Genomic DNA, 20,535 nt, shown 5'->3' with positions numbered 1-20,535 from the left:
TGGTCAGGCCTGCGGTTCGATGAGGCCGAGATCGCCATCCTTGCGCCGGTACAGCACGCTGATGGCATCAGTGCCCGGATTTCGGAACACCACGAAGGCGTCGGTCGATGGGCCCACCTGCTGGGCGGCGGCTTCGAGCGTGAGCGCCCGCACCGGGTAGCGGCGCGCACGCACGATGCGCCGCACCTGGGCGGCCGGAATGGCGGCCTCAGCGGATCGGCGCGCGGGCCGGCCTTCCCGCTTGCGCTCCTGCCACTTGCCCTTCAGCGTCTGCACCTGCTGCACGATCTTGTCGGTCGCGTCGGCCAGCGAAATCTCCCAGGTCGTCGCCGCTGCGATAGCCTGGAACATGTGGCCGCCCCGCACGTGCACGCGCAGTTCGCTCACGCGCCGGAACTTCTCGAGCCTGAGCTCGACCTGGCCGGAGACGCCCTTGTCGCTCAGCACCCGCTCCAGTCGCGCGAGCTTCCGCTCCACCAGCTTGCGCAATGCCGGCGTGATGTCCACGCCTCTGCCCGTCAGTGCGAGTCGCATGATGGCCTCAATACAGCGTCTTGCGCTGATTGGATGTGGGGATCTTCAATTCCTCGCGGTACTTGGCAATCGTCCGCCGCGCCAGCACCAGACCCTCCCTCTGCAGGATGCTCACGATCTTCGAGTCGCTCAACGGCTTCTTTGCATCCTCGGCTCCGATGATCTTCCGGATCCGCTGCTTGATCGTCACCGACGAGACGTTCTCGCCGTAGGAGCTGCTGATCCCGCTATGAAAGAAGTACTTCATTTCGAACACGCCCTGAGGCGTGTGCATGTACTTGTTGGTCACGACACGGCTCACCGTCGATTCATGCATGCCGATGTCGTTGGCCACGTCGCGCAGGACCAGCGGCCGGAGGAACTCGATGCCCTGGTCGAGGAACTCCCGTTGATACGTGATGATGCTGGTCGCGACCTTGTGAATCGTCTTTTGCCGCTGTTCGACCGACTTGATGAGCCACAGCGCGGAGCGGAACTTGTCCTTCACGTACGCCCGTGTCTCGGCGGTGTTATCGGCGCCCTTGTCGAGCAGCCGCCGGTAGACGGGACTGATCCGCAGCTGCGGCAATCCCTCTTCGTTCAGCAGCGCCACGTACTGATCCTCGACCTTGACGACGTACACGTCGGGAATCACGTAGTGGGAATCCGCCCGGTTGTACTGGCTGCCCGGCTTGGGATCGAGGTGGCGAATCAGTTCGACGTGTTCCTTGACCTCGTCGATCGTCATGCCGAGCTTCCGGGCGATCTCGGGCACCTGGTGGTTCTGCAGCAGCCGCAGGTGCTCGGTCACGATCGTCTCGGCCACCGACGTGTCGTGATCGATGTGCTGCAACTGCAGGCTGAGACATTCCTGGAGGTCGCGCGCGGCGACACCCACGGGGTCGAATTGCTGCACGATCCGCAGGGCCGTCTCGACGTCCTCGGCGCTCCATCCCCCCATGGTGGCGATCTCATCGACCGACGCCACCAGGTATCCGTCGTCATCGAGATTGCCGATAATCGCGTCGCCAATCTCCCGCGTCGTGTCATCGGTGGTCTGCAGGGACAGCTGCCACTGGAGATGGTCCGAGAGCGATGAACTGGTCGACAGGGTGTTCTCGATCGGCGGCAGCTCTTTGACTTCCTGTTGCGTGCGGGCCCGGTACCCGTCGTCAAGGTAGTCGCCGAAGAAGTAAGCGTAGTCGTTGTCGTCCCACGTGTCGGTCTTCGGAGCGGCCGCCTCGGCGTCACCCTCCGCTTTCTCGGAGGACGCGGCCTCCGACGACTGGGCGTCGTCGAGCGACGCCTCCTCGAGCAGGGGGTTCTCGACAACCTCCTGATTGAGGAGGTCCGCCAGCTCCAGCGTGGACATCGGCAGCAGCTTGATCGCCTGCTGCAACGATGGCGTCAGGATCAGTTTTTGAACGAGTTTCGTGTGCAGTTTCTGCTGAAGCGCCATGGCCGTCCGTACCGAAGTGTAGTCGTTCGGACGACCGTCAGTCCAGCCGGAAATCCGCGCCCAGATAGATGCGTCGAACGTCCTCGTCGGCCGCGAGGCTGTCGGGAGTGCCGCTCCTGAAGATCACACCGTCGTTGACGATATAGGCCCGGTCGGTGATGCGGAGCGTCTCCCTCACGTTGTGATCCGTGATGAGCACCCCGATTCCCCGCTGCTTGAGGTGAAAGATAATCGTCTGAATGTCCGAGACGGCAATCGGGTCGATTCCGGCGAAGGGCTCATCGAGCAGGATGAACTGGGGCGAGATGACCAGCGCCCTGGTGATCTCCACGCGGCGGCGCTCACCGCCCGACAGCGTGTACGCCGGCGCGTCGGCCAGCGGCGTGAGATTCAGTTCGGCCAGCAGTGCGTGCAGGCGTGCCCGGCGGTCCTTCGACTTGAGAGGGAGCGTCTCCAGAATGGCGTAGATGTTCTGCTGAACCGTGAGACCGCGGAACACGGAAGGCTCCTGCGGCAGGTACCCGATGCCCTTTCGGGCCCGGATATACATCGGGTCGTCAGTCACGTCCTTGCCGTTGAGCAGCACGCGGCCGGAATCGGGCGCGGTCAGTCCGACCGTCATGTAGAAGGTGGTCGTCTTGCCCGCGCCATTGGGCCCCAGCAGACCGACGACTTCGCCGGACGACACATCGACACTCACGCCCTTGACGACCGTGCGGCCGCTGTAGGACTTGGTGAGCGCGTCAGTGCGGAGCGTGGCCATTCAGTGTTTTCGTGCCTCGCCGCATTTCGCGCCACCCTTCATCTCGGTGCGGAGTTCCTCGTTCCCGTCGACGGTGATCGTATTCGAATCCTTGAAGAATTTCAAAGTGCGGCCCGTGGTTTCCCGCATGTCCGCGCACACCGTGACGGGAGCGCCCAGCATCACGTACCTCCCGTCGTCGGCGAAATAGGTCAGGCGGTCACCGGTCGCGAAGCGCGTCGCGTCCCGCGTGGTGACGTTGGTGTACGCCTCCACCCGATCGAGTTCGCTGCCGGACACTTTCAGGTACATCTCGATTGTGCTGGCATGCAGGTCGCCCTGCGGTCCCGAGGCGTGGGCATTGGTGGTATACGTGGCGCGTCGCTGCGCCTCCTGATATGTCATGGTGTCGGCCGTGGCGATGCTGGACATCCGGTCCACCCGCTTCGTTTTGGGATCGGTCTGCTCGAGCATCAGCGTGGAACGAACGTGTCCTTTCGAACTCAGGTTGCCGCTGGCGTCATCCACCGTGACCGTGTCGCCCGAAATAGCGGTATCGCCCTGCCACAGCCTCGCATTGGTCGTGTAGACCGCCAGATGCTTCAGTCCGTCGTACGCCAGCTGATCGGCCGTGGCGTAGACGGGCTGATCCTGCTTCAACATGGAGGCGCGGTGCACTCCCCCGCCGGCTCCCGCCGCCGACGCCGGCAACATCGCGCTTCGCACGTCCTTGGTCGCGATCACTTGCCGCTGGTCGACGGCGATACTGATCTTGCGTGCGTCGATGGTGACCTGACCATCGGTGACTCGCGGCATCAGCCCCGTCGTCTCGTCGTTGCCATCCAACTCGATAGCGCCCCGCTTCACCAGATACCGGGCGGTGCCAGACGATGCGCGCAGCGGGGGGTCGTCAAAGCGGACCGCGCCCGAGAATCTCGCCTCGTCGATGTCGCCGAGCCCGGGCTCGGTGGCCAGGTCCAGCATGCGCCCGCTGACCCGCCGGATGACACGGCCGGTCGCTGTCTCCCGGAGCTCGCGGTACTCGGCATTGCCGACCAGCTTCGCCGAGGTCAATCCCTTGCCCGGCTCTCCCTTCGCGGCCAGTGTGGCAGCGGTGATGACCCGCTTTGGTTCGTCCTTGCTGGCCGGCAGCGTCAAAATCATGTTGTCCCGGGCGGTCAGCGCGGACACGGTGCTGCCGTCGGGCAGGAGGCGCACGTCAATCCAGTCCGCCGAGACACTCCGCGCCCCGCCGCCGTCCCCCGCGTCGCCCATGTCGACTACGGCGTTGCGGGAGAGCGTCGCGCCCTGCAGCGTCCGACCATCGTCGGCGAACTCCAGGTTCATGTCGTCGGCATGCATCATCCTGACCGCACCCGCGCCCTCGCCGAGACCGCTGATGCGCGAATTCCCCCGCATCTCGAGCGACGTCACCGTGGCGTCGTCATCGGTCAGGTAGGCTGTGGCGCTGTCGCTCTCGAGTACGCGCGTGCCGTTCACCAGTCGGAACCCTCTCTCGAACCGGTCGTAATGATCGCGTCTCGCCATCACCGCCGTTCCTGCGTCGATGGTCGTCGCGGCACCGGCTGCGGTGGACGGCGCCATCATCAGCACGGCGCGCTCCAACAGGGAGATGATGTCGCGGTTCTGATCGTAGGTCATCCCCGTCGACGACCCGGACAATCGATTCCGGGTGAACGAGAAATCCAGCGGCGTCCGGAGCACGCCTTCCGTCTGATTGAACGAGGCCTCCTCGGTGTGTCCCACGAAACCATCGCTCGACGTCATTTCGACCGCGCCGCGCATCACGAGCTGCTCCTGACGAGGCCCGATCTCGGCCTCATTCCCTTTCAGCCGGAAGGACCGCCCGTCGCGCTGAGGCACCACCGCACGAACGCCGGTCAGCTTCTGGCGGCCGTCTGCGTAGGCGAGACTATGCTCGAACTCGACGTTCCACTTCTCCGTCCTGGCACCGAGACTCCGGACGGTTCCCTTCGTCGCTTCGGCGGCGGCGGTCGCATCGAGGCGCGTGACGTTCGGGACTGTCCGGGAGGGGCGCTTCGCGTCTCGAATGGTGACAAACAACACGATGGCAAAGCTCACGCCGAACACCGCGATGAGCGCACGAAGCCACTTTCGCCAACGAGTCATCGGTCGCCCTGTCCGGTCGCCCGTACATCCGCCAACGACACCTCGATTCGGGTGGTCCCGTTGAACGTATTCTGCTCGACCGAGAACGCCACGTCCAGCGCCGCACGCGCCTGTTCGATCTCGGCCGCCCGCCCGGCGGCGCGCCAGAACACGCCGCGCAATGGCACACCATCCTGCCGCAAACTGAGGCTCAGGTGCCGTTCCTTCAGTCGGCGGGGACCGTCAGCCACGACGACGCCGCGCGCGCAGAACAGCGGTTTGGGGTTGCCGGCCCCAAACGGCGCCAGCGCCATGAGGGTCTCGACGAGGGCCTCATTGATCTCCGGAAAACGCAATGCCGCGTCGAGCCTCAGCCGGGGCCGCACGTCGTCGGGCCCAAGCCGCTGGTCGGCCCACTCAGTCACCGCCTGCCGAAACGCCTTGATCTTTCCCGACTCCATGGTCAGACCCGCCGCGGCGCAATGCCCGCCGAACTTTTCGAGATACCCGCCATGCGCCTCGAGTGCGGCCAGCATGTCAAAACCCGGAATGCTCCGGCACGACCCATGGGCGAGGTCCCCGTCGATCGAGATGACGATGGACGGTCTGTGAAACGTGTCGACCAGCTTTGATGCGACGATGCCGATGACGCCACGGTGCCATCCGTCTCCGGCGACCACGAGCACGGAACGAGCGCCGATGTCCGGATCGTGCTCGACCAGACGCCGGGCCTCGTTGACGATGCCGCGTTCCTCCTGCTGGCGCCGCTCATTCTCGTGATTGAGCTGCGAGGCGAGGTCGCGCGCTTCGGCCGCCGCACTCTCATCGGATGCCAGCAGCAGCCGCATCGCGATATCCGGGGTGCTCATGCGGCCCGCCGCGTTCACGCGCGGCGCAATCATGAAGGCCACGTGATAGCCGTCGATGATCTTGCCCGTCAGCCCGGAGGCTTCGATCAGCGCCCGCAGGCCAACCTTGTTGGGGCCGCGCGACAGCAGTTCGAGACCGAGCTTGGCAATCACGCGGTTCTCACCCACCAACGGCACCACATCGGCCAGTGTCCCGATCGCGGCAATCTTGACGCACGAGGGCACCCAGCGGTCGTGCCCTGTCCGGGCGCAGAGTGCCTGGACCAGCTTCAGCGCAACGCCAACGCCCGCCAGGTTCTTGTCGGGGTAGGTGCACGAAGGCTGCCGGGGATTGATGATCGCCACGGCAGCCGGCAGTTCGTCGTCCGGCTGATGGTGATCGGTGATGATCAGATCCACGCCCAGTTCGCGCGCGCGCCGGCCGGCGTCCATCCCTCGAATGCCGCAGTCCACCGAGACGATGAGTTGCACGCCCTCGGCGTGGAGGCGCTCGATCGCCGGCGTATTCAGACCGTACCCGTCCCGGAGGCGCTCGGGCACAAAATGGCCGACGTTCGCGCCGAGCATTTCGAGCGTCCGGCGCAGGATGACGGTCGCGGTGATGCCGTCGACGTCGTAGTCGCCGTGAATGACGATCCGCTCGCCGTTGGCCACGGCGCTCAGCAGGCGATCGACTGCCGCGCGCATGCCCTCCATGAGGAACGGATCGTGGAGTTGATCGAGGGACGGATGAAGGAAGCTGTCAGCCGCGTCCGGCGTCGTCAGGCCGCGCAGGCACAGCAGCCGGGCCAGCAGCGGTGTGATCCCGAGCGCCCCGGTCAGTACGCGAATCTGCGCGTCCTCGCACGAGAGCTCCTCCCAGACGTAGGACACCATCAGCGGGCACTGGATTCGGACTCTGGACCAGCCGCCATCGCACCGTCGACGAAGTCGATGCCGAACCGCCCCATGTTGCGGAACTTGTTGTAGCGGTTCGCGAGCCGTTCCTCCGATGTCCAGGCGCTGATCTCGGCCAGCGTTCGCGCAATCGCCTCATCCAGCAACTGGGAAGCCTTCGCGGGATCCTGATGCGCGCCGCCGAGCGGTTCGGCCACGATCTCGTCCACGATTCCGAGGCCGATCAGATCCGGCCCTGTGAGCTTCAGCGCCTGGGCTGCCTCGACTTTCCGCGCAGAGTCCCGCCACAGGATTGCCGAGCAGCCTTCCGGGGGAATGACGCTGTAGATGGCAAACTGCTGCATCAGCACCCGATCGCCAATGGCAATTCCCAGCGCGCCACCGCTGCCTCCCTCTCCGCACACCGCGATCACCACCGGCACGTCGAGCACCGCCATCTCCCGGAGGTTGTACGCAATGGCCTCGGCGACGCCCCGTTCTTCCGATTCGATCCCGGGAAAGGCAGCCGGCGTGTCCACAAACACGATCACCGGCCGTCCGAACTTCTCGGCCAACCGCATCGTCCGGATGGCTTTCCGGTAACCCTCCGGGCGGGCATACCCGAAGTTGCGGGCGATCTTCTCCTTCGTCGTGCCACCCTTCTGGTGCCCCACCACGAGGACGTGCTGCCCGTGATACCTGGCTGATCCGCACACGATGGCCTTGTCATCGGCGAAACGGCGATCGCCGTGAATCTCGATGAAATCCGTAAAGAGACTCTGGATGTAGTCCAGTGTGCCGGGCCGGGCCAGGTGGCGGGCGACCAGCACGCATTGCCAGGGCGTCAGGTTCGCAAAGATTTCGGATCGGAGGCTGTCGACGCGTCCCTTGAGCCGATCGATATCCTGGCCGCGGCTTTCGGTGCGCGGCATCAGGCTCAGCGCCTCGATCTCCTTCAACAGGATCCCGACGGGTTCCTCGAATTCCAGCAGTTCGACAGCCATGACACTCCCCTGATCAAATCCTACTGCAGCGTGACCGTGCCGGGCCCGCAGATTCGCTCGAGATCGGTCACGAGCCGATCCGAGGGTCGGACGCGCATCTGCCCCGACAATTCCGCGCGCACCCGGAAATCCCGCTCACCGGAGACGACGTCGATCTCGAGGGCGACCCGGCACTCGCCCTTGTGGCGGCCGAGGACGTCCGACACGCCGCCCAGGACCCGCTTGTCGTTGGCCGACGCTGCCAGTCGAATCACGACCTGCCGCGTCACCTGTGCCCGCACGACTTCAATAGGCTGGATCTCCGAGGCGAGAATCCGCATCGAATCGTCGTCTCGATCGAATCGGCCCCGCACCAGAACGACCGCGTCATTCTGCAGGAGCGCCGCGGCCTTGCCGAACGCGTCCGGAAACACCACGACCTCGATGGTGCCGTTCGGATCGTCTAGCATGAACGCCGCCATCCGGTCGCCCTTCTTTGTCTTGAGCGGACGCAGCGCGGCGACGATCCCGCCGACCGCCACGTCTTCCGAAACACGATGCGTCGCACCCGGGCCATCGGGCCCCAGTTCCTGATCGTCCTGGGGCTCAGGGGGTTCCGGCGCGCCAACGAGATCGCCGACGGTGCGAGCTCCGAACAGCTTGAGGTCGCAGGCGAAGCGGTCGATGGGATGCCCGCTCAAGTACAGGCCGAGCGCCTCCTTCTCGTACGCCAACTGCTGAGCATCGCTCCAGGGTGGCGCGGCAGGGAGCAGCACGTCGCCGGCACCATCTTCCTCCCCGTCGTCGCCGCCAAACAACTGCGTCTGTCCCTTGTCCCGATCCCGCTGATGCCGGCTGCCGTACTCGACGGCGGCATCGAGCGCCGCCATCAGGCGGGGCCTGGAGACCTGCGGCCGATCGGGAGGCTCCGAGCCGGCAGGCGCCGCGAGCGAATCGAACGCGCCCGCCTTCGCCAGACTCTCGAACACACGCTTGTTGACCAGGCGCAGGTCCACGTCTTCGCACAAGCGATGCAGCGAACGGATGCGCCCGTGTTCCGTGCGCACCTGCAGCAGCGACGCGATGGCGCTCTCGCCCACGTTCTTGACCGCGCCCAGGCCGAAGCGCACGCCGGCCGGCGTCACGCTGAACGCCAGGCCGCTGGCGTTGATGTCCGGGGGGAGGATGGGCACGTTCAGTTCGCGGCACTCGTGCAGGTAGGTGGCAAGCTTGGCCGGATTCTGCGACTCGATGGTCAGCAGCGCCGCCATGAAGTGCTGGGAATAGTTGGCCTTCAGGTAGGCCGTCTGGTAGGCGAGCAGCGCGTACGTGGTGGAATGCGACTTGTTGAAACCGTAGCCGGCAAACTGCTGGATGAGATCGAAGACGCGAGTCGCCTTCTTTTCGGCAATGCCGCGTTCGATCGCTCCCTTCATGAACGCCTCGCGCTGGGCGTCCATCAGCGACTGGCTCTTCTTTCCCATGGCCTTTCGCAGCAAGTCGGCCCCGCCCAGGCTGAAGCCGGCCAACTCGCTGGCCACCAGCATGACTTGTTCCTGATAGGCCATGACCCCGTAGGTCTCTTTCAGGATGGGCTCGAGTTGGGGCAACTCATACGTGATGTCGACGCGGCCGTGTTTGCGGGCGATGTAGTCGTCGATCATGCCGCCCTTGATCGGGCCGGGACGGTACAAGGCGTTCAACGCGATCAGGTCCTCGAAGCGGCGCGGCTTCGCCTTCCGCAGGATGTCTCGCATGCCCGAGCTTTCGAACTGGAAGACGCCAAGCGTCTGGCCGTCGCAGAACAGATCAAACGTCCGCGTGTCGTCCAGCGGCAGCGTTTCGAGATCCAGTCGTGTACCGGTGGTCGCTTCGATCTGGTCCAGCGCGTCGCGGATCAGCGTGAGTGTGCTCAGACCCAGAAAGTCCATCTTCAGCAGGCCGATCCGCTCAATTTCCTTCATGCCCCACTGGGTCGTGATTTCGTCCCGGGCTCCCTTGTAGAGCGGCGCAAATTCGGTCACCGGCCGAGGCGTGATCACGACCCCCGCCGCATGCACTGAGGCGTGCCGCGCGATGCCTTCGAGCCGCTTGGCGATGGCGAGCAGTTCCGACACCCGCGTGTCGTTGCGCTCGAGGTCGCGCAGCACCGGATTCTCGTCGAGCGCCTTGTCCAGCGTCATCTCGAGCGCGGCGGGAATCTGCTTGGCGACCCGGTCCACTTCGGCGTACGACATGTCCAGCACCCGGCCGACATCGCGCACGACGGCCTTGGCCTTCATCGTGCCGAAGGTGATGATCTGCGCCACGTTCTCACGGCCGTACTTGCGGGTCACGTATTCGATGACCTCGCCGCGCCGCCGCTCGCAGAAGTCGATGTCGATATCCGGAAGCGAGATCCGCTCTGGATTGAGGAAGCGCTCGAACAGCAGGTCGTACTGCAGCGGGTCGATGTCGGTAATCTTCAGGCAATACGCCACGAGGCTGCTGGCCGCCGAACCCCGGCCGGGGCCCACCGGGATGCCCTGCTCGCGCGCGTAGCGGATGAAGTCCCAGACAATCAGGAAGTACCCGGGATATTTCATACGCTCGATGACATCGATTTCGTACTGGAGGCGGGTGCGGTACTCCTCGATCGAATGCCTCAGTCCACCCTGCGCCCCTAGCGCCTGCAGTCGCTGGAGACGCATGGTGAAGCCGTCCCGCACCATGTGCTCGAAGTAGCCTTCGACCGAATAGGGCTCGGGCACCTGGAAGTTCGGCAGATGCGGCCCGGCGTCGCTGAGATCGACGTTGCACCGCTCGGCGATCTCCACCGTCCGGCGCATCGCGTCCGGATGGTCGCCGAACACCGCCGCCATCTCCTCCGGCGTCTTCAGAAAAAATTGATCCCCGAAGTACTTCAGGCGCTCGGGAGCGTTGACGGTCTTGCCGGTGCCGATGCAGAGCAGAATATCGTGGGGTTTGGCATCCCCCTGCCGCAGGTAATGGACATCATTGGTGCAGACCAGCGGCACGCCGAGGTCGCGCGAGATCTCCACCAGCCCCCGGTTGACACCAGCCTGCTCGGGCAACCCCTGGTCCTGCATCTCCAGAAAAAAATTGCCCGGCCCGAGCAGGTCCCGATACAACGCCGCCGCACTCGTTGCCCGCGACATCTGGTCGGCTCGCAGGTGGCTCGGCACTTCTCCTTTGAGGCAGCTGCTGAGGCCGATCAGACCCTTCGCATGCTGGGCCAGCAGGTCCTTGTCGATCCTTGGCCGATAGTAGAACCCCTCGGTATAGCCGGACGACACCAGCGTAATGAGATTGCGAAAACCCTCGGCGGTTTCGGCGAGGAGCACCAGATGATTCGCCGTCTCCCCAATGGTGCCGCTCTTGATCAGTCGGCTGCCAGGCGCGACGTAGACCTCGCATCCCAGAATCGGCTTGATGCCGTGGTTTCGGGCCTTGTCGTGGAATGAGATCGCCGAGAACAGATTCCCATGTTCCGTCACCGCCAGCGACGGCATATTGAAGCGTTCGGCCTGACCGAGCAACTCCTCGATGCGGCACGCCCCGTCGAGCAGCGAGTATTCGGTGTGCAAATGCAGATGAACAAACTCGGCCATGTCACTCCCACGCTACGGGTCGGCACCGGTCGGACTCTGGGGCTTTGTCGTATTATACCGGGGTGGTTCGACCAATGTCGGTGTGGACGGCAATTCGCGCGGTCTGCGTGACGCGGCGCGGTGCGGCGCGCGTGAGTTGTAGTGCCCTGCTCATCTCGGCATTGTTGTCGGCTTTCGGCGTCAGTCCCGCTTTCGGTGCGCCCAAGCGGCCCGCGGTGCCGGCATTCTGGGGTCCTCTCCATGTGATCTGGCACGCCAGCCTTGATGGGATCCCGATCGGTCGGCCCGCCTTTGACGGCACCCGCGCGTTCGTGGGGATGCGCGACGGCCGATTGGTTGCTGTAAACCTGGCCACCGGAAGCGTGCTGTGGTCCGTCAACCAGGGTGTGACGACGCCTCCTGCCGCGAGCGAAGGTCTGGTGCTGGCGGTCAAGGGGGCGACGCTCATCGCCTTCGATAGCGTCAACGGCAAGGTTCGCTGGCAACAACCGCTGGGAGCCCCGAGCGTCCTGCCTCCGACGGTCGGCCCGAACTGGATCGCGGTCGTCACCACGAAGCCGGACCTGGTGCTGCTCCGCCCGGTCGACGGCGGCCTCCTCTGGAGGCAGACACTTGCCGCCCCCGTGCGCGCCCTGCCCGCCGGCCGGTCCGATCGCATCTTCATCGGGCTGACGAATGGCCAGGCGATGGCGCTCTCCACAGCGAATGGCCAGTCTCAGTGGATCCGCGAGGTCGGCGGCGATCCGCTCGTGCTCACGCTCGACCAGGACCGCATCGTGGTCGGAACGTCAGACAATTTCCTGTGCGCGCTTGTCGCCGACAGCGGAAAGCAGCGGTGGCGGTGGCGGACCGGCGGCGACGTGGGCGGCGCCGTCGCGGCCGACCGCGCTCGCGTGTACTTCGCCTCTCTGGACAACTCACTGGTCGCGCTCGGCCGAGGCGGTGGCGACATGAAGTGGGAACAGCGCCTGCCGTCCAGGCCAGTCGGAGGGCCGGTTCTGTTTGGCGACACCCTCATTCTGGCGACCGTCGCGGGCGAGATGAAGACGTTCTCGATCGATCGCGGCGCACTGATGGAGACGATGCCAGTGGTGGGGCGTCCGCTCCATCCTCCTTACGTGGTGCCGTGGTCGGGTCCGGTCCCGCCTCGCGCGATTGTGCTCACGGCTGGCGGCCAACTGCTCGCGATTGGACCCCACGTCGAGCCTCCGCTCGAGCCGCTCGATCCGATGCCGGGCACTCTCATGCAACCGGAGACGCTCGAACCAATCGAACCGCCCCTGGTCCCGATGCTCTACCCTCCCGGAAGGCTGCTGCTGCCGGAAACCCTGCCGCCAGGAATCATCAGGAAGTCTCCGATAGGGCGGTCTTGACGACGCGCGCCAGGCGTTTGACGCCTTCCGTGATGCGATCAATCGGCGGCAGCGAGAACGACAACCGGATGAAATGCTGTCCGGTGCCATCGACGAAGAACGCCGCGCCGGCTACATAGACCACTTTCTCTCGCATCGCCCGTTCCAGCAGGGCCTCCCCGCTCAGTTGCGCCGGCAGCTCCACCCAGAGGAAGAATCCTCCACGAGGCTCCCGCCACGAGGCCACACCGGCCAGGTGCTGCCGCATGGCTGACTCCATCGCCGACTTCTTCTCGCGATAATGCACCCGCAATCCGGGAAGGTGTCCGACCAGCACCCCTCGCTTCCAGGCTTCGAGCACGATGCGCTGATCGAGCGCCCCGGTGCAGAGATCCGCTGCCTGCTTCGCCAAGTCGAACTTGGCGGCCAGCGGTTCGGGCGCCACGATCCACGCGACTCGGAAACCCGGCGCCAGGGTTTTCGAGAAACTGCTCAAGTACACGACGCGCCCCTCGCCATCGTCCGCCTTGATCGGCCGCGTGAGGCGCGCGTCGCCATCGTTGAAATAGAGTTCACCGTACGGATCGTCCTCGATGATGAGCAGATCATGCCGTTCGGCCAGCGTCAACAGGCTCCGGCGTTTCTCCAGCGAAATCAACTGCCCCGTGGGATTCTGAAAGTTCGGCACGACATAGACGACGTTGACCCGCTTGCCGGCCGCGCGCTGCTGCGCCAGGACGTGTTCGAGATGATCCAGGTCGATGCCATCCGCCCCCTGTCGCACGCCCACCAGATCGACCTGCGCGTTCCGAAACGCCGCAATCGCTCCGGTATAGACCGGCAACTCGACCAGCACGACATCGCCCGGATTGCAGAGCACTCGCGCGAGCAGATCCAGCCCCTGCTGCGATCCGGTGGTCACCAGTATCTGGTCGGTGGTTGTCGCGATACCCCGACCCGCCACGATCTCGCCGAGCGCTTCGAGCAGCGGCCGGATTCCCCGCGTGGGGCCGTACTGCAAGGCGTTCGGATCGCTCCCGCTCAGCAGCGAGGACGCAATGTCCCGGAACTCGTCCCAGGCAAACGCCTTCGGATCGGGATAGCCGGGTGCGAGCGAAATGATGTCGGGAACGCCAGCGGCCACGACCCCCATCTTGCGGATGGCCGAGCCCTGCATCGTCTCGCCGGCGCTGGACAGATACCTGCTGTAATTGATCATGATGGCGTCATCCTTCAAGTGACGTCAGTGGGGCTGGTGGTTCATCGACGGTCTCGGAACCCGCGGACGCATGCCGCCGGTACAAAGAGAGGTAGGCCCCGAGCGCACTCAGCCCAAGATACTGGAACACCACGCCGCGGAACATCCACGCCACCAACTGCAACGGCACGACGGCGAGGCCCGCAAGCGGCACGAAGGCGATCAGGCCCAGGCTGGTGGTGGCAATCAACGACACGAACGTCGCGCCAAGGAACAGACCCAGCATCACGCCCAGCACGCTGAAGGCCAGGCGGGGGGCCGCTCGCAGGAAGCCGAAGACGCGCCGAGCGCCATTCCTGACGCTGCAATCCTCAACGACGATGACCGCTTGAATGAGCAAATAGAAGAAATTGATCAGCGTGATCCAGAGCACCATCGCGGCCGACAGGGTCACCGCCGCAAGGGTCCAGTCGAGTCCGCTCTCGAGCGTGACACCGTACCGCCCGAACAGGATTCCCAGATAGGCGGCCGCCGAGATGGCGTAGATGGCGCCCAGCAGCAGCGCCAGCCGAAGATAGCGGCGAAATACCCTCGCGCATCCGATCTGGTATCGTTCAATCGAAAACGTGGCCGCCGTCCAGAACAGCCGCAACACCAGCGGCGGCTCCTCGACCGGCGCGGCCTCCCGTTCGGCCTGCGCCAGAATGACGACGGTCCCGCCCTTGACCAGCACCATGAAGGCCGCTCCGGCGCCCGCCACGAGGGCCAGCGCAACCAGAAACGCGGCCAGCGCGTAAGGCTCGGCCAGCAGTGCCGATGCCACAAACGCCACGCTCGCCCTCAGATCTCCGCCGACCAGTTCGGGCAGATCCCGCCCGAGCACCAGGGCGACCAGCAGCACGCCTCCGACAACAGGCACGCTGATCAGCATCTTGAGCGTGGAATCCGCCACAAACTGAATAGCAGTCAACTGCCAGTTGGCCGCGGCGACGAGTGCGCCGCGCTTGATGACAGTCTTGACCGTGATGGGTTGGATCATCGCGCAAGTCCGGCCTGTCCGCGAGAGGAGGCGTGGAGACCCGTTTCCGCGCGGCGACCGTCTCCTCTTATAGCACGCTTTGCCGCGAGTCGTGCGGCGACGTGTGATTCGGAACCCCGCCTTGTCGCCAAGCGCCGCCACGGTTATGCTGCAGCAGATCAACATGTGATGCGAATCCCGCCACCGTACCGACGCGTCCTCGCATGGTTCGCCGCGCTGCAGCTGAGCGTCGGTGCCGGCGGCCTCGCCTGGGAACTGCATCAACTCGGACGCAGCGATCGCGACGGCATCGACCGCGTCGCCGCGGACGTCAAGACGTCGTTTGCGACGATCGTGACGGCACTGGACGCCACGACATCCAAGATCGCCGGCAGACAGGATCTCATCGGCCGCGCGGCGTCGAATCTGACGGCAAGCCGTGACCTGTTCGCCGTCCTGGCCTCAGAGGTCGACGGCGGCGCGGCGCTGACGGTCTACTCCTCCCAAGACACGCCCCTGGCCTGGGCCGGGCGGCCGTCTGACCTCACGGGACTGCGTGCTCGCGTTGGAGGCCCGGCGGCGGTGTTTGTCGCGGCAGGGCCGCTAGGGGCTCGCCTCGTCAAGACTCAGCCGATCGTGGAACAAGTCGGCGGGGCGATCCGCCGAATCGGGACCATTGTCTGTGAGCGGGATCTGCCCTCGACAGCCGGCCCGACCGCCGACGCGCTGCTGTGGCCGTCGATGCTGGTTCCCGTGCATCTGCGTGTGTCGCCCGAGGGTGCCGGCCAATCGCGGTTTTCAGACGGCTTTCTGCTTGCCGCCTCGTCGGGAGAGCCGGTGCTCGAAGGGTCTGTACTCGCAGAGGACGTCGCAACGGCCAGGGCGCGTCTGCGAAGGACGACCGCAGCGATCGCGGTCGGACTTTGTGCGCTGCTATGCGGGTGGCTGGCGCTGCCGCTAATGGCTCGGCCCGCCGGACGCCACCCGGCGGCGGTTGCCGCAGCTCGGGTCTTCGGCGCGATGTTCGCGATCGTCGGAGCTCGCGTTCTGGGCCGGATCGCGGCTTCGCTCGCAGGGATCATGCCAACCCTGGATGTGACAGGCCTTGGGGCTGGCGCAGCGACGCCGTACCTCGCGGCGCCGGTCGACCTGCTCGCGACAGCTCTCGCCCTTCTGGCACTGGTCCCGATTGCGGCAGAGGCGGTGACGCGTCTTCGGATCGCGTCGAGACGCTACCGTCGCGTCGTGCGGCCAGGCGACTCATCGTTCGCGCTCTTCTCTACACGCTGGCGAAGGTCCCCGGCATCGATCTGGTCAGCTTCTCGGTGCATCCATGGGTCGCCGGACGATTGGCCCTCGCGGTCGCGGTCCTTGCCCTCCACGCCGCAGTCGTGTGGGGAGCGGTCACCCTGCTGCGATTTGGACTCCTCTGGTTCAACCCCGGCAGGACGCTGCTGATCCGCGGCGCGTGGATGTTCTGCTGGCTTGGACCGCTCGTCGTGTGGATCGCCGCGAACAGACTGACACCCGCGGCCACGACGGGCTGGACGATCGGGCCGCCGGCGCTGCTCATAATGGCGCTGGCCTGGGGATCGGTCCGCTTCGCCCACTGGCAGCGTCGGGCCTCGCAGAGCGCCTCGATGTCGGCCCTGTTTCTGGCGCTGGCACTGCCGTCGTACGCGTTCTACCCGGCGGCCTTCGCCCATGCCACCAGCGCCAATCGCGCGGTGGTCGAAACCCGACTCGCCCCGCAGGTCATGCGCCAGCGGGACGACCTGCAGATGCGCGTGCGCCGCGCCCTGGGCCAGATAGACAAGATGGCAGGCCTCGCCGAACTGGCCGGAACTCAGACTCTGCCGCGGACGGCGTCGCCTCCCACTGAATCAGCATTCCTCGTCTGGTCAGAAACCGATCTGGGCGCATACCGCCTGACCTCTGCAGTCGAACTGTATTCGGCCGACGGCACGCTGGTCAGCCGCTTTGCGCTCAATCTGCCCGAGTACACCTCCTCCCAGCAGAAGTGGCAGGAGGCCTCGTGCGGCTGGGACTTGTTCGAGGAGGTGTCTCCATTCGGCTCTGAAGAGCGCCGGCTCCTGCACGCCGGACGGGGCCTCTGCGTCGATGGTCCCACGGGACGCCACATGGCCGGGGCAATCGTGATTCACGCGATGCTCGACTATGCTGCCTTGCCGTTTCTCAGTTCGCAGAATCCCTACGTGGAGTTCTTCCGGACGATCGGGGACGTGGAGCCGGACGCCTCCCACGCCCGTGGGACCGAGTTTGCGGTCTTCGGATGGAGCCGCCGTCCGCTGTTCGAGTCTGCCTCGGGAGTCTGGACGCTCGACGATGAGACGTTCCGACGTGTCTACGCGTCACGAACGCCATTCTGGAGCAGGGAGGCCTCGGCTGGGCGTGCCTACGACGTCTACTTCTCCAACGATCAGGCGGGAGTCTACGCCCTCAGGCTCCCGGCGTTTGACGGAGTGGGACATCTGATCGTGCTGGCTGAGCTCGTGACGCTCGCCGGCGTGGTTTACGCGTTGTGGCTGCTGCTCGGTGCGCTCGCCAGTGCAGCAGGGCTCTGGTCAGCCGACCGGGGCCGGGATCTGTTCAACGAGATCAGGGCGAGTTTCTACCGCAAGCTTGCGATCACGGTGGTCGCCGCCGCCGTGGTGCCAGTCTTGTTCCTCGCCGCCTTCGCTCAGAACTCCATGTCGGGACAATTGCGTGCCGGCATCGAAGAAGCCGCCATCAGGACCGCGACCGTGGCCCAACGCGTGGTCGAGGATTACGGACAGCTTCAGGAGCGCGCAGAGAGCGGGGCCCAACCGCTGACTGACGACATCATGGTCTGGATCTCCAGAGTGATCGATCAGGATGTCAACGTCTACGATGGCGCCCAGTTGGCTGCCACCAGCGAGAGGGACCTGTTCGCATCCGGCCTCCTGCCAACGCGCACGTCGGCCAATGTGTTCCGTGCGATCGCGCTCGACCGGCGTGCGACATTCGTCGGTGAGGAGCACGCCGGTTCGTTTTCGTACCTTGTGGCAGCGGCACCCGCCCGCCTTTTCGGCCACGACACTATTCTGACCGTTCCCCTGACGCTGCGGCAGCAGGCGATCGAGCGGCAGATCGAGGACTTGAACCGCCGAATCCTGCTGGCGGTTGTCTTTTTTGTCCTGCTCGGCTCAGGGCTCGGATGGTGGATGGCAGAACGGATCGCCGATCCGGTGCGCGCCCTCCAGAGGGCAACCAGAAGATTGTCCCAAGGCGATCTGGATGTCCGGCTCGTGATGACGTCGTCGAACGAGTTAAGCCGACTGGTGGAGGCGTTCAACGCGATGGCCGTCGATCTCAAGCGCCACCAGGAATCGGCCGAACGCACTCACAAGCTCGAGGCGTGGGCGGACATGGCTCGACAGGTCGCTCACGAAATCAAGAATCCGCTGACGCCCATCCAGCTGTCGGCTGAGCATCTGCGGCGCGTGCACCTGGATCGAGGATCGCCGCTGGGACCCGTGCTGGAGAGCTGCATCGATTCGATCCTGACGCAGGTGCGGCTGCTACGGCAGATTGCCGGAGACTTCTCGAGTTTTGCGTCGTCGCCGACGCCCCGACCCGTTCAAATCGCGCCGGCCGATCTGGTCGCCGAAGTTGTCGCCCCCTACCGCGCGGGGCATCCTTCAGGCATCCGCGTGTCGGTCGATGTACCGCCGACGCTTCCATCGATCCTGGTCGATCGGTCGCTCGTCGGCCACGCACTGACCAACGTTATCGAGAACGCGCTTCACGCGATGCCTGGCGGCGGCTCGCTGACCATCGGCGCCCGCGTCTCGACCGACGGCCAGCGGCTCGAATTCAGTGTCCGGGACACGGGTGTCGGGATGGAGCGCGCCGCGCTCGGCCGGATCTTCGAGCCCTATTTCTCCACCAAGGCGATTGGCACCGGGCTTGGGCTGACCATCGTCAAACGCAATGTCGAGCTCCACGGCGGCACGGTCGCCATCGACAGCGAGCCCGGCGCAGGGACCGTGGTGACGCTGAGTCTGCCGGTGTCACACGTGCCAACCCCGGATGAATCGATAGACGGTGGAAATCGGTAAGGGCACGGCATGCCGTGCCCCTACGGGATGGGCGTGTTCGCACACGCGGGGCAACCACGGCGGTTGCCTACGGGATGGTCGCTTCCGCATTTGTAGGGGCACGGCATGCCGTGCCCTACGGGAGTGTGGGGCCAGGTGTGTCGGCCGCGGGAGCGGGCGTTCGCCGCCGGCGGAGTCGACCCCAGGCCAGACCGACGAGTCCAGAAGCCAGGTAGGCGTAAGCGACCAGCAGGAGCAGCATCGGCAGGTGGATCTGGATCGCCGCGTAGGCGATAGCCACCAGGCCCAGCACCTTGTACGACCGGCGTGCGCGCAAGTCGAACGTCTTGAAACTCCTGAAGCGAATAGTGCTGACCATCAGAAACGCCGGGATCAAGACAACCGCGAGCGCGATCAGCGCGCTCTGGGGCTGCTTGAACCCCGCGGTGTAGAAGAAGACGGTCGACGCGGACACGGCTGCGGCGGCGGGGCAAGGCATGCCGACAAAGTAACGCTTGTCGAGGTTGCTGCCCGTCTGGATGTTGAAACGCGCGAGCCGGATTGCCGTCGCTGCCACGTACACGAAGCCCGCAGCCCAGCCGAGGCGCTGGAGAGGGGCCAGCCCCCACACGAAGACGAGCACGGCCGGCGCGACGCCAAACGAGATCACATCGGCCAGTGAGTCGAACTCGAGCCCGAATGCGCTCTCCGTCTTCGTCATCCGGGCGATGCGGCCGTCCAGGATATCGAGTACGATCGCCAGCCCGATAAACGGGGCGGCCATCTCGAACTCGCCGCGAATCGCGTAGAGGATGCACAGGTACCCGCAGAACATGTTGCCGAGCGTGAACAGACTCGGCAACACGTAGACCCCACGCCGGAGCCTCTGGGGCGGCTGACCCGGGTCACGTTTGAATCGCCGCTGCGTGGCGAGCCGGTCGCTCCGCCGTTGGTCGAATGTGTCGTCTCCGTCGAGTTCGTCGTCTGCCGGGTTTACCATGAGGCCACCACAGTCTCTCCACCCCGGATGCGGTCGCCTTGGCCGACCCGGAGCCGAACGTGTCGGGGCAGAAACAAATCAATGCGCGACCCGAACTTCATCAGACCGTATCGGTCGCCGGTCCGAACGTCGTCGCCGACCCCGATCCGGCACACCAGCCTGCGGGCAAGCACGCCGACCACCTGGCGGCACACGATCGCTTCGCCAGCGTGATCAATCCACACGTCGTTGCGCTCGTTGGCTGAGGCGGCTTCCCATCGATAGGCCGCCAGAAACCGGCCAGGTTTGTACTCGATCTTCGTCACCCGTCCATCCACTGGAATCCGGTTGATATGGACGTCGATCGGCGACAGGAAGACGCTGACCTGCGTCCAGACGCCCGGCGGGGCCACGGCAGGGTCGGCATCACCGGCTATCAGCACGCGGCCATCAGAAGGCGCGATGACCAGCCCGGGCTCATCGGGTATCGTTCGATCGGGATCCCGGAAGAAGAACACCATGAAGCCGGCCACCGCTGCCATTGGCGCCGCCAGCACCCAGAATCCCATCAGGGCCCCAGCCGCCGCGAGCACCGCGGGGGGAACGACAAAGAGCCAGCCTGCCCGATCAATCCTCATGGCCTGTTCATTGTACTTCGCGCTTCGACTTGCGAGTACCGCAGCGCACTATGGCGACGCGTTCCCAAAACGAACGCAGCCAGCG

At 65.3% G+C, this 20,535-nt stretch carries 14 protein-coding genes; 3 read left to right on the top strand and 11 right to left on the bottom strand.

From position 1 onward, the window contains the following. Positions 1 to 3: 3 nt before the first annotated feature. From raiA to NTV05_08540, 7 genes are read right to left on the bottom strand one after another with little or no spacing between them, the layout of a single operon-like run. A complete protein-coding gene (gene raiA, locus NTV05_08570; protein MCX6544455.1) occupies positions 4 to 534 on the bottom strand; it encodes a ribosome-associated translation inhibitor RaiA in 531 nt (176 codons plus the stop codon). 7 nt (positions 535 to 541) lie between these two features. After that, positions 542 to 1,972 carry an RNA polymerase factor sigma-54 gene (rpoN, locus tag NTV05_08565; GenBank protein ID MCX6544454.1) on the bottom strand — a complete coding sequence of 477 codons (1,431 nt, stop codon included), beginning with the start codon at positions 1,970 to 1,972 and terminating at the stop codon, positions 542 to 544. Positions 1,973 to 2,009: 37 nt separating this feature from the next. Then, positions 2,010 to 2,735, bottom strand: coding sequence for an LPS export ABC transporter ATP-binding protein (gene lptB / locus NTV05_08560; GenBank protein ID MCX6544453.1), 726 nt, complete (start codon positions 2,733 to 2,735; stop codon positions 2,010 to 2,012). Further along, positions 2,736 to 4,865, bottom strand: coding sequence for an LPS export ABC transporter periplasmic protein LptC (gene lptC, locus NTV05_08555; protein MCX6544452.1), 2,130 nt, complete (start codon positions 4,863 to 4,865; stop codon positions 2,736 to 2,738). Then, positions 4,862 to 6,589, bottom strand: coding sequence for a single-stranded-DNA-specific exonuclease RecJ (recJ, locus tag NTV05_08550; GenBank protein ID MCX6544451.1), 1,728 nt, complete (start codon positions 6,587 to 6,589; stop codon positions 4,862 to 4,864). Before recJ ends, lptC begins: the two co-directional genes overlap by 4 nt. Next, positions 6,589 to 7,593: an acetyl-CoA carboxylase carboxyltransferase subunit alpha gene (locus NTV05_08545; GenBank protein MCX6544450.1), complete on the bottom strand. Its 1,005-nt coding sequence runs from the start codon at positions 7,591 to 7,593 to the stop codon at positions 6,589 to 6,591. The genes recJ and NTV05_08545 overlap by 1 nt, the downstream gene beginning before the upstream one ends. A 20-nt stretch (positions 7,594 to 7,613) precedes the next feature. Then, positions 7,614 to 11,183, bottom strand: a complete 3,570-nt coding sequence (locus tag NTV05_08540; GenBank protein ID MCX6544449.1) for a DNA polymerase III subunit alpha — start codon at positions 11,181 to 11,183, stop codon at positions 7,614 to 7,616. A gap of 74 nt (positions 11,184 to 11,257) precedes the next feature. Between NTV05_08540 and NTV05_08535 the strand changes: the two genes are divergently transcribed. Further along, entirely contained in the window at positions 11,258 to 12,556 is a 1,299-nt protein-coding gene (locus NTV05_08535; protein ID MCX6544448.1) for a PQQ-binding-like beta-propeller repeat protein, read from the top strand. Here the strand turns inward: NTV05_08535 and NTV05_08530 are convergent. Both NTV05_08530 and NTV05_08525 read right to left on the bottom strand, forming a co-directional pair. After that, positions 12,528 to 13,754, bottom strand: coding sequence for a PLP-dependent aminotransferase family protein (locus NTV05_08530; GenBank protein MCX6544447.1), 1,227 nt, complete (start codon positions 13,752 to 13,754; stop codon positions 12,528 to 12,530). The genes NTV05_08535 and NTV05_08530 overlap by 29 nt on opposite strands. A gap of 7 nt (positions 13,755 to 13,761) precedes the next feature. Beyond that, on the bottom strand, positions 13,762 to 14,772 hold the full coding sequence (locus tag NTV05_08525) for a hypothetical protein (protein ID MCX6544446.1): 1,011 nt from the start codon (positions 14,770 to 14,772) through the stop codon (positions 13,762 to 13,764). 168 nt (positions 14,773 to 14,940) lie between these two features. Here NTV05_08525 and NTV05_08520 point away from each other — a divergent pair, with 168 nt between their 5' ends. Then, positions 14,941 to 16,209 (top strand): hypothetical protein, encoded by a 1,269-nt coding sequence (locus tag NTV05_08520; protein ID MCX6544445.1) that lies wholly within the window; start codon positions 14,941 to 14,943, stop codon positions 16,207 to 16,209. 1,748 nt (positions 16,210 to 17,957) lie between these two features. Next, complete coding sequence (locus NTV05_08515; protein ID MCX6544444.1) at positions 17,958 to 18,854, top strand: ATP-binding protein; 897 nt, start codon at positions 17,958 to 17,960, stop codon at positions 18,852 to 18,854. 115 nt (positions 18,855 to 18,969) lie between these two features. On the opposite strand, the gene pssA is transcribed toward NTV05_08515, so the two are convergent. Then, entirely contained in the window at positions 18,970 to 19,833 is an 864-nt protein-coding gene (gene pssA, locus NTV05_08510) for a CDP-diacylglycerol--serine O-phosphatidyltransferase (protein ID MCX6544443.1), read from the bottom strand. Next, positions 19,827 to 20,450 carry a phosphatidylserine decarboxylase gene (locus tag NTV05_08505; protein ID MCX6544442.1) on the bottom strand — a complete coding sequence of 208 codons (624 nt, stop codon included), beginning with the start codon at positions 20,448 to 20,450 and terminating at the stop codon, positions 19,827 to 19,829. The genes pssA and NTV05_08505 overlap by 7 nt, the downstream gene beginning before the upstream one ends. Positions 20,451 to 20,535 lie beyond the last annotated feature (85 nt).

It is taken from the genome of Acidobacteriota bacterium (genome assembly GCA_026393755.1).
Taxonomy (GTDB): Bacteria; Acidobacteriota; Vicinamibacteria; order Vicinamibacterales; family JAKQTR01; genus JBAXOX01.
The sequence above is the reverse complement of the archived record's forward strand: the minus strand, read 5'-3'. Positions and strand labels throughout refer to the sequence as shown.

What these genes read in the sequence shown, in the direction of transcription:
- NTV05_08530 (MCX6544447.1), bottom strand. Translation starts at nt 13,754, where the DNA reads ATGATCAATTACAGCAGGTATCTGTCCAGCGCCGGCGAGACGATGCAG.
- recJ (MCX6544451.1), bottom strand. Translation starts at nt 6,589, where the DNA reads ATGGTGTCCTACGTCTGGGAGGAGCTCTCGTGCGAGGACGCGCAGATT.
- raiA (MCX6544455.1), bottom strand. Translation starts at nt 534, where the DNA reads ATGCGACTCGCACTGACGGGCAGAGGCGTGGACATCACGCCGGCATTG.
- NTV05_08515 (MCX6544444.1), top strand. Translation starts at nt 17,958, where the DNA reads ATGGCAGAACGGATCGCCGATCCGGTGCGCGCCCTCCAGAGGGCAACC.
- lptB (MCX6544453.1), bottom strand. Translation starts at nt 2,735, where the DNA reads ATGGCCACGCTCCGCACTGACGCGCTCACCAAGTCCTACAGCGGCCGC.
- NTV05_08505 (MCX6544442.1), bottom strand. Translation starts at nt 20,450, where the DNA reads ATGAGGATTGATCGGGCAGGCTGGCTCTTTGTCGTTCCCCCCGCGGTG.
- rpoN (MCX6544454.1), bottom strand. Translation starts at nt 1,972, where the DNA reads ATGGCGCTTCAGCAGAAACTGCACACGAAACTCGTTCAAAAACTGATC.
- NTV05_08520 (MCX6544445.1), top strand. Translation starts at nt 14,941, where the DNA reads ATGCGAATCCCGCCACCGTACCGACGCGTCCTCGCATGGTTCGCCGCG.
- NTV05_08540 (MCX6544449.1), bottom strand. Translation starts at nt 11,183, where the DNA reads ATGGCCGAGTTTGTTCATCTGCATTTGCACACCGAATACTCGCTGCTC.
- pssA (MCX6544443.1), bottom strand. Translation starts at nt 19,833, where the DNA reads ATGGTAAACCCGGCAGACGACGAACTCGACGGAGACGACACATTCGAC.
- NTV05_08535 (MCX6544448.1), top strand. Translation starts at nt 11,258, where the DNA reads ATGTCGGTGTGGACGGCAATTCGCGCGGTCTGCGTGACGCGGCGCGGT.
- NTV05_08545 (MCX6544450.1), bottom strand. Translation starts at nt 7,593, where the DNA reads ATGGCTGTCGAACTGCTGGAATTCGAGGAACCCGTCGGGATCCTGTTG.
- NTV05_08525 (MCX6544446.1), bottom strand. Translation starts at nt 14,772, where the DNA reads ATGATCCAACCCATCACGGTCAAGACTGTCATCAAGCGCGGCGCACTC.
- lptC (MCX6544452.1), bottom strand. Translation starts at nt 4,865, where the DNA reads ATGACTCGTTGGCGAAAGTGGCTTCGTGCGCTCATCGCGGTGTTCGGC.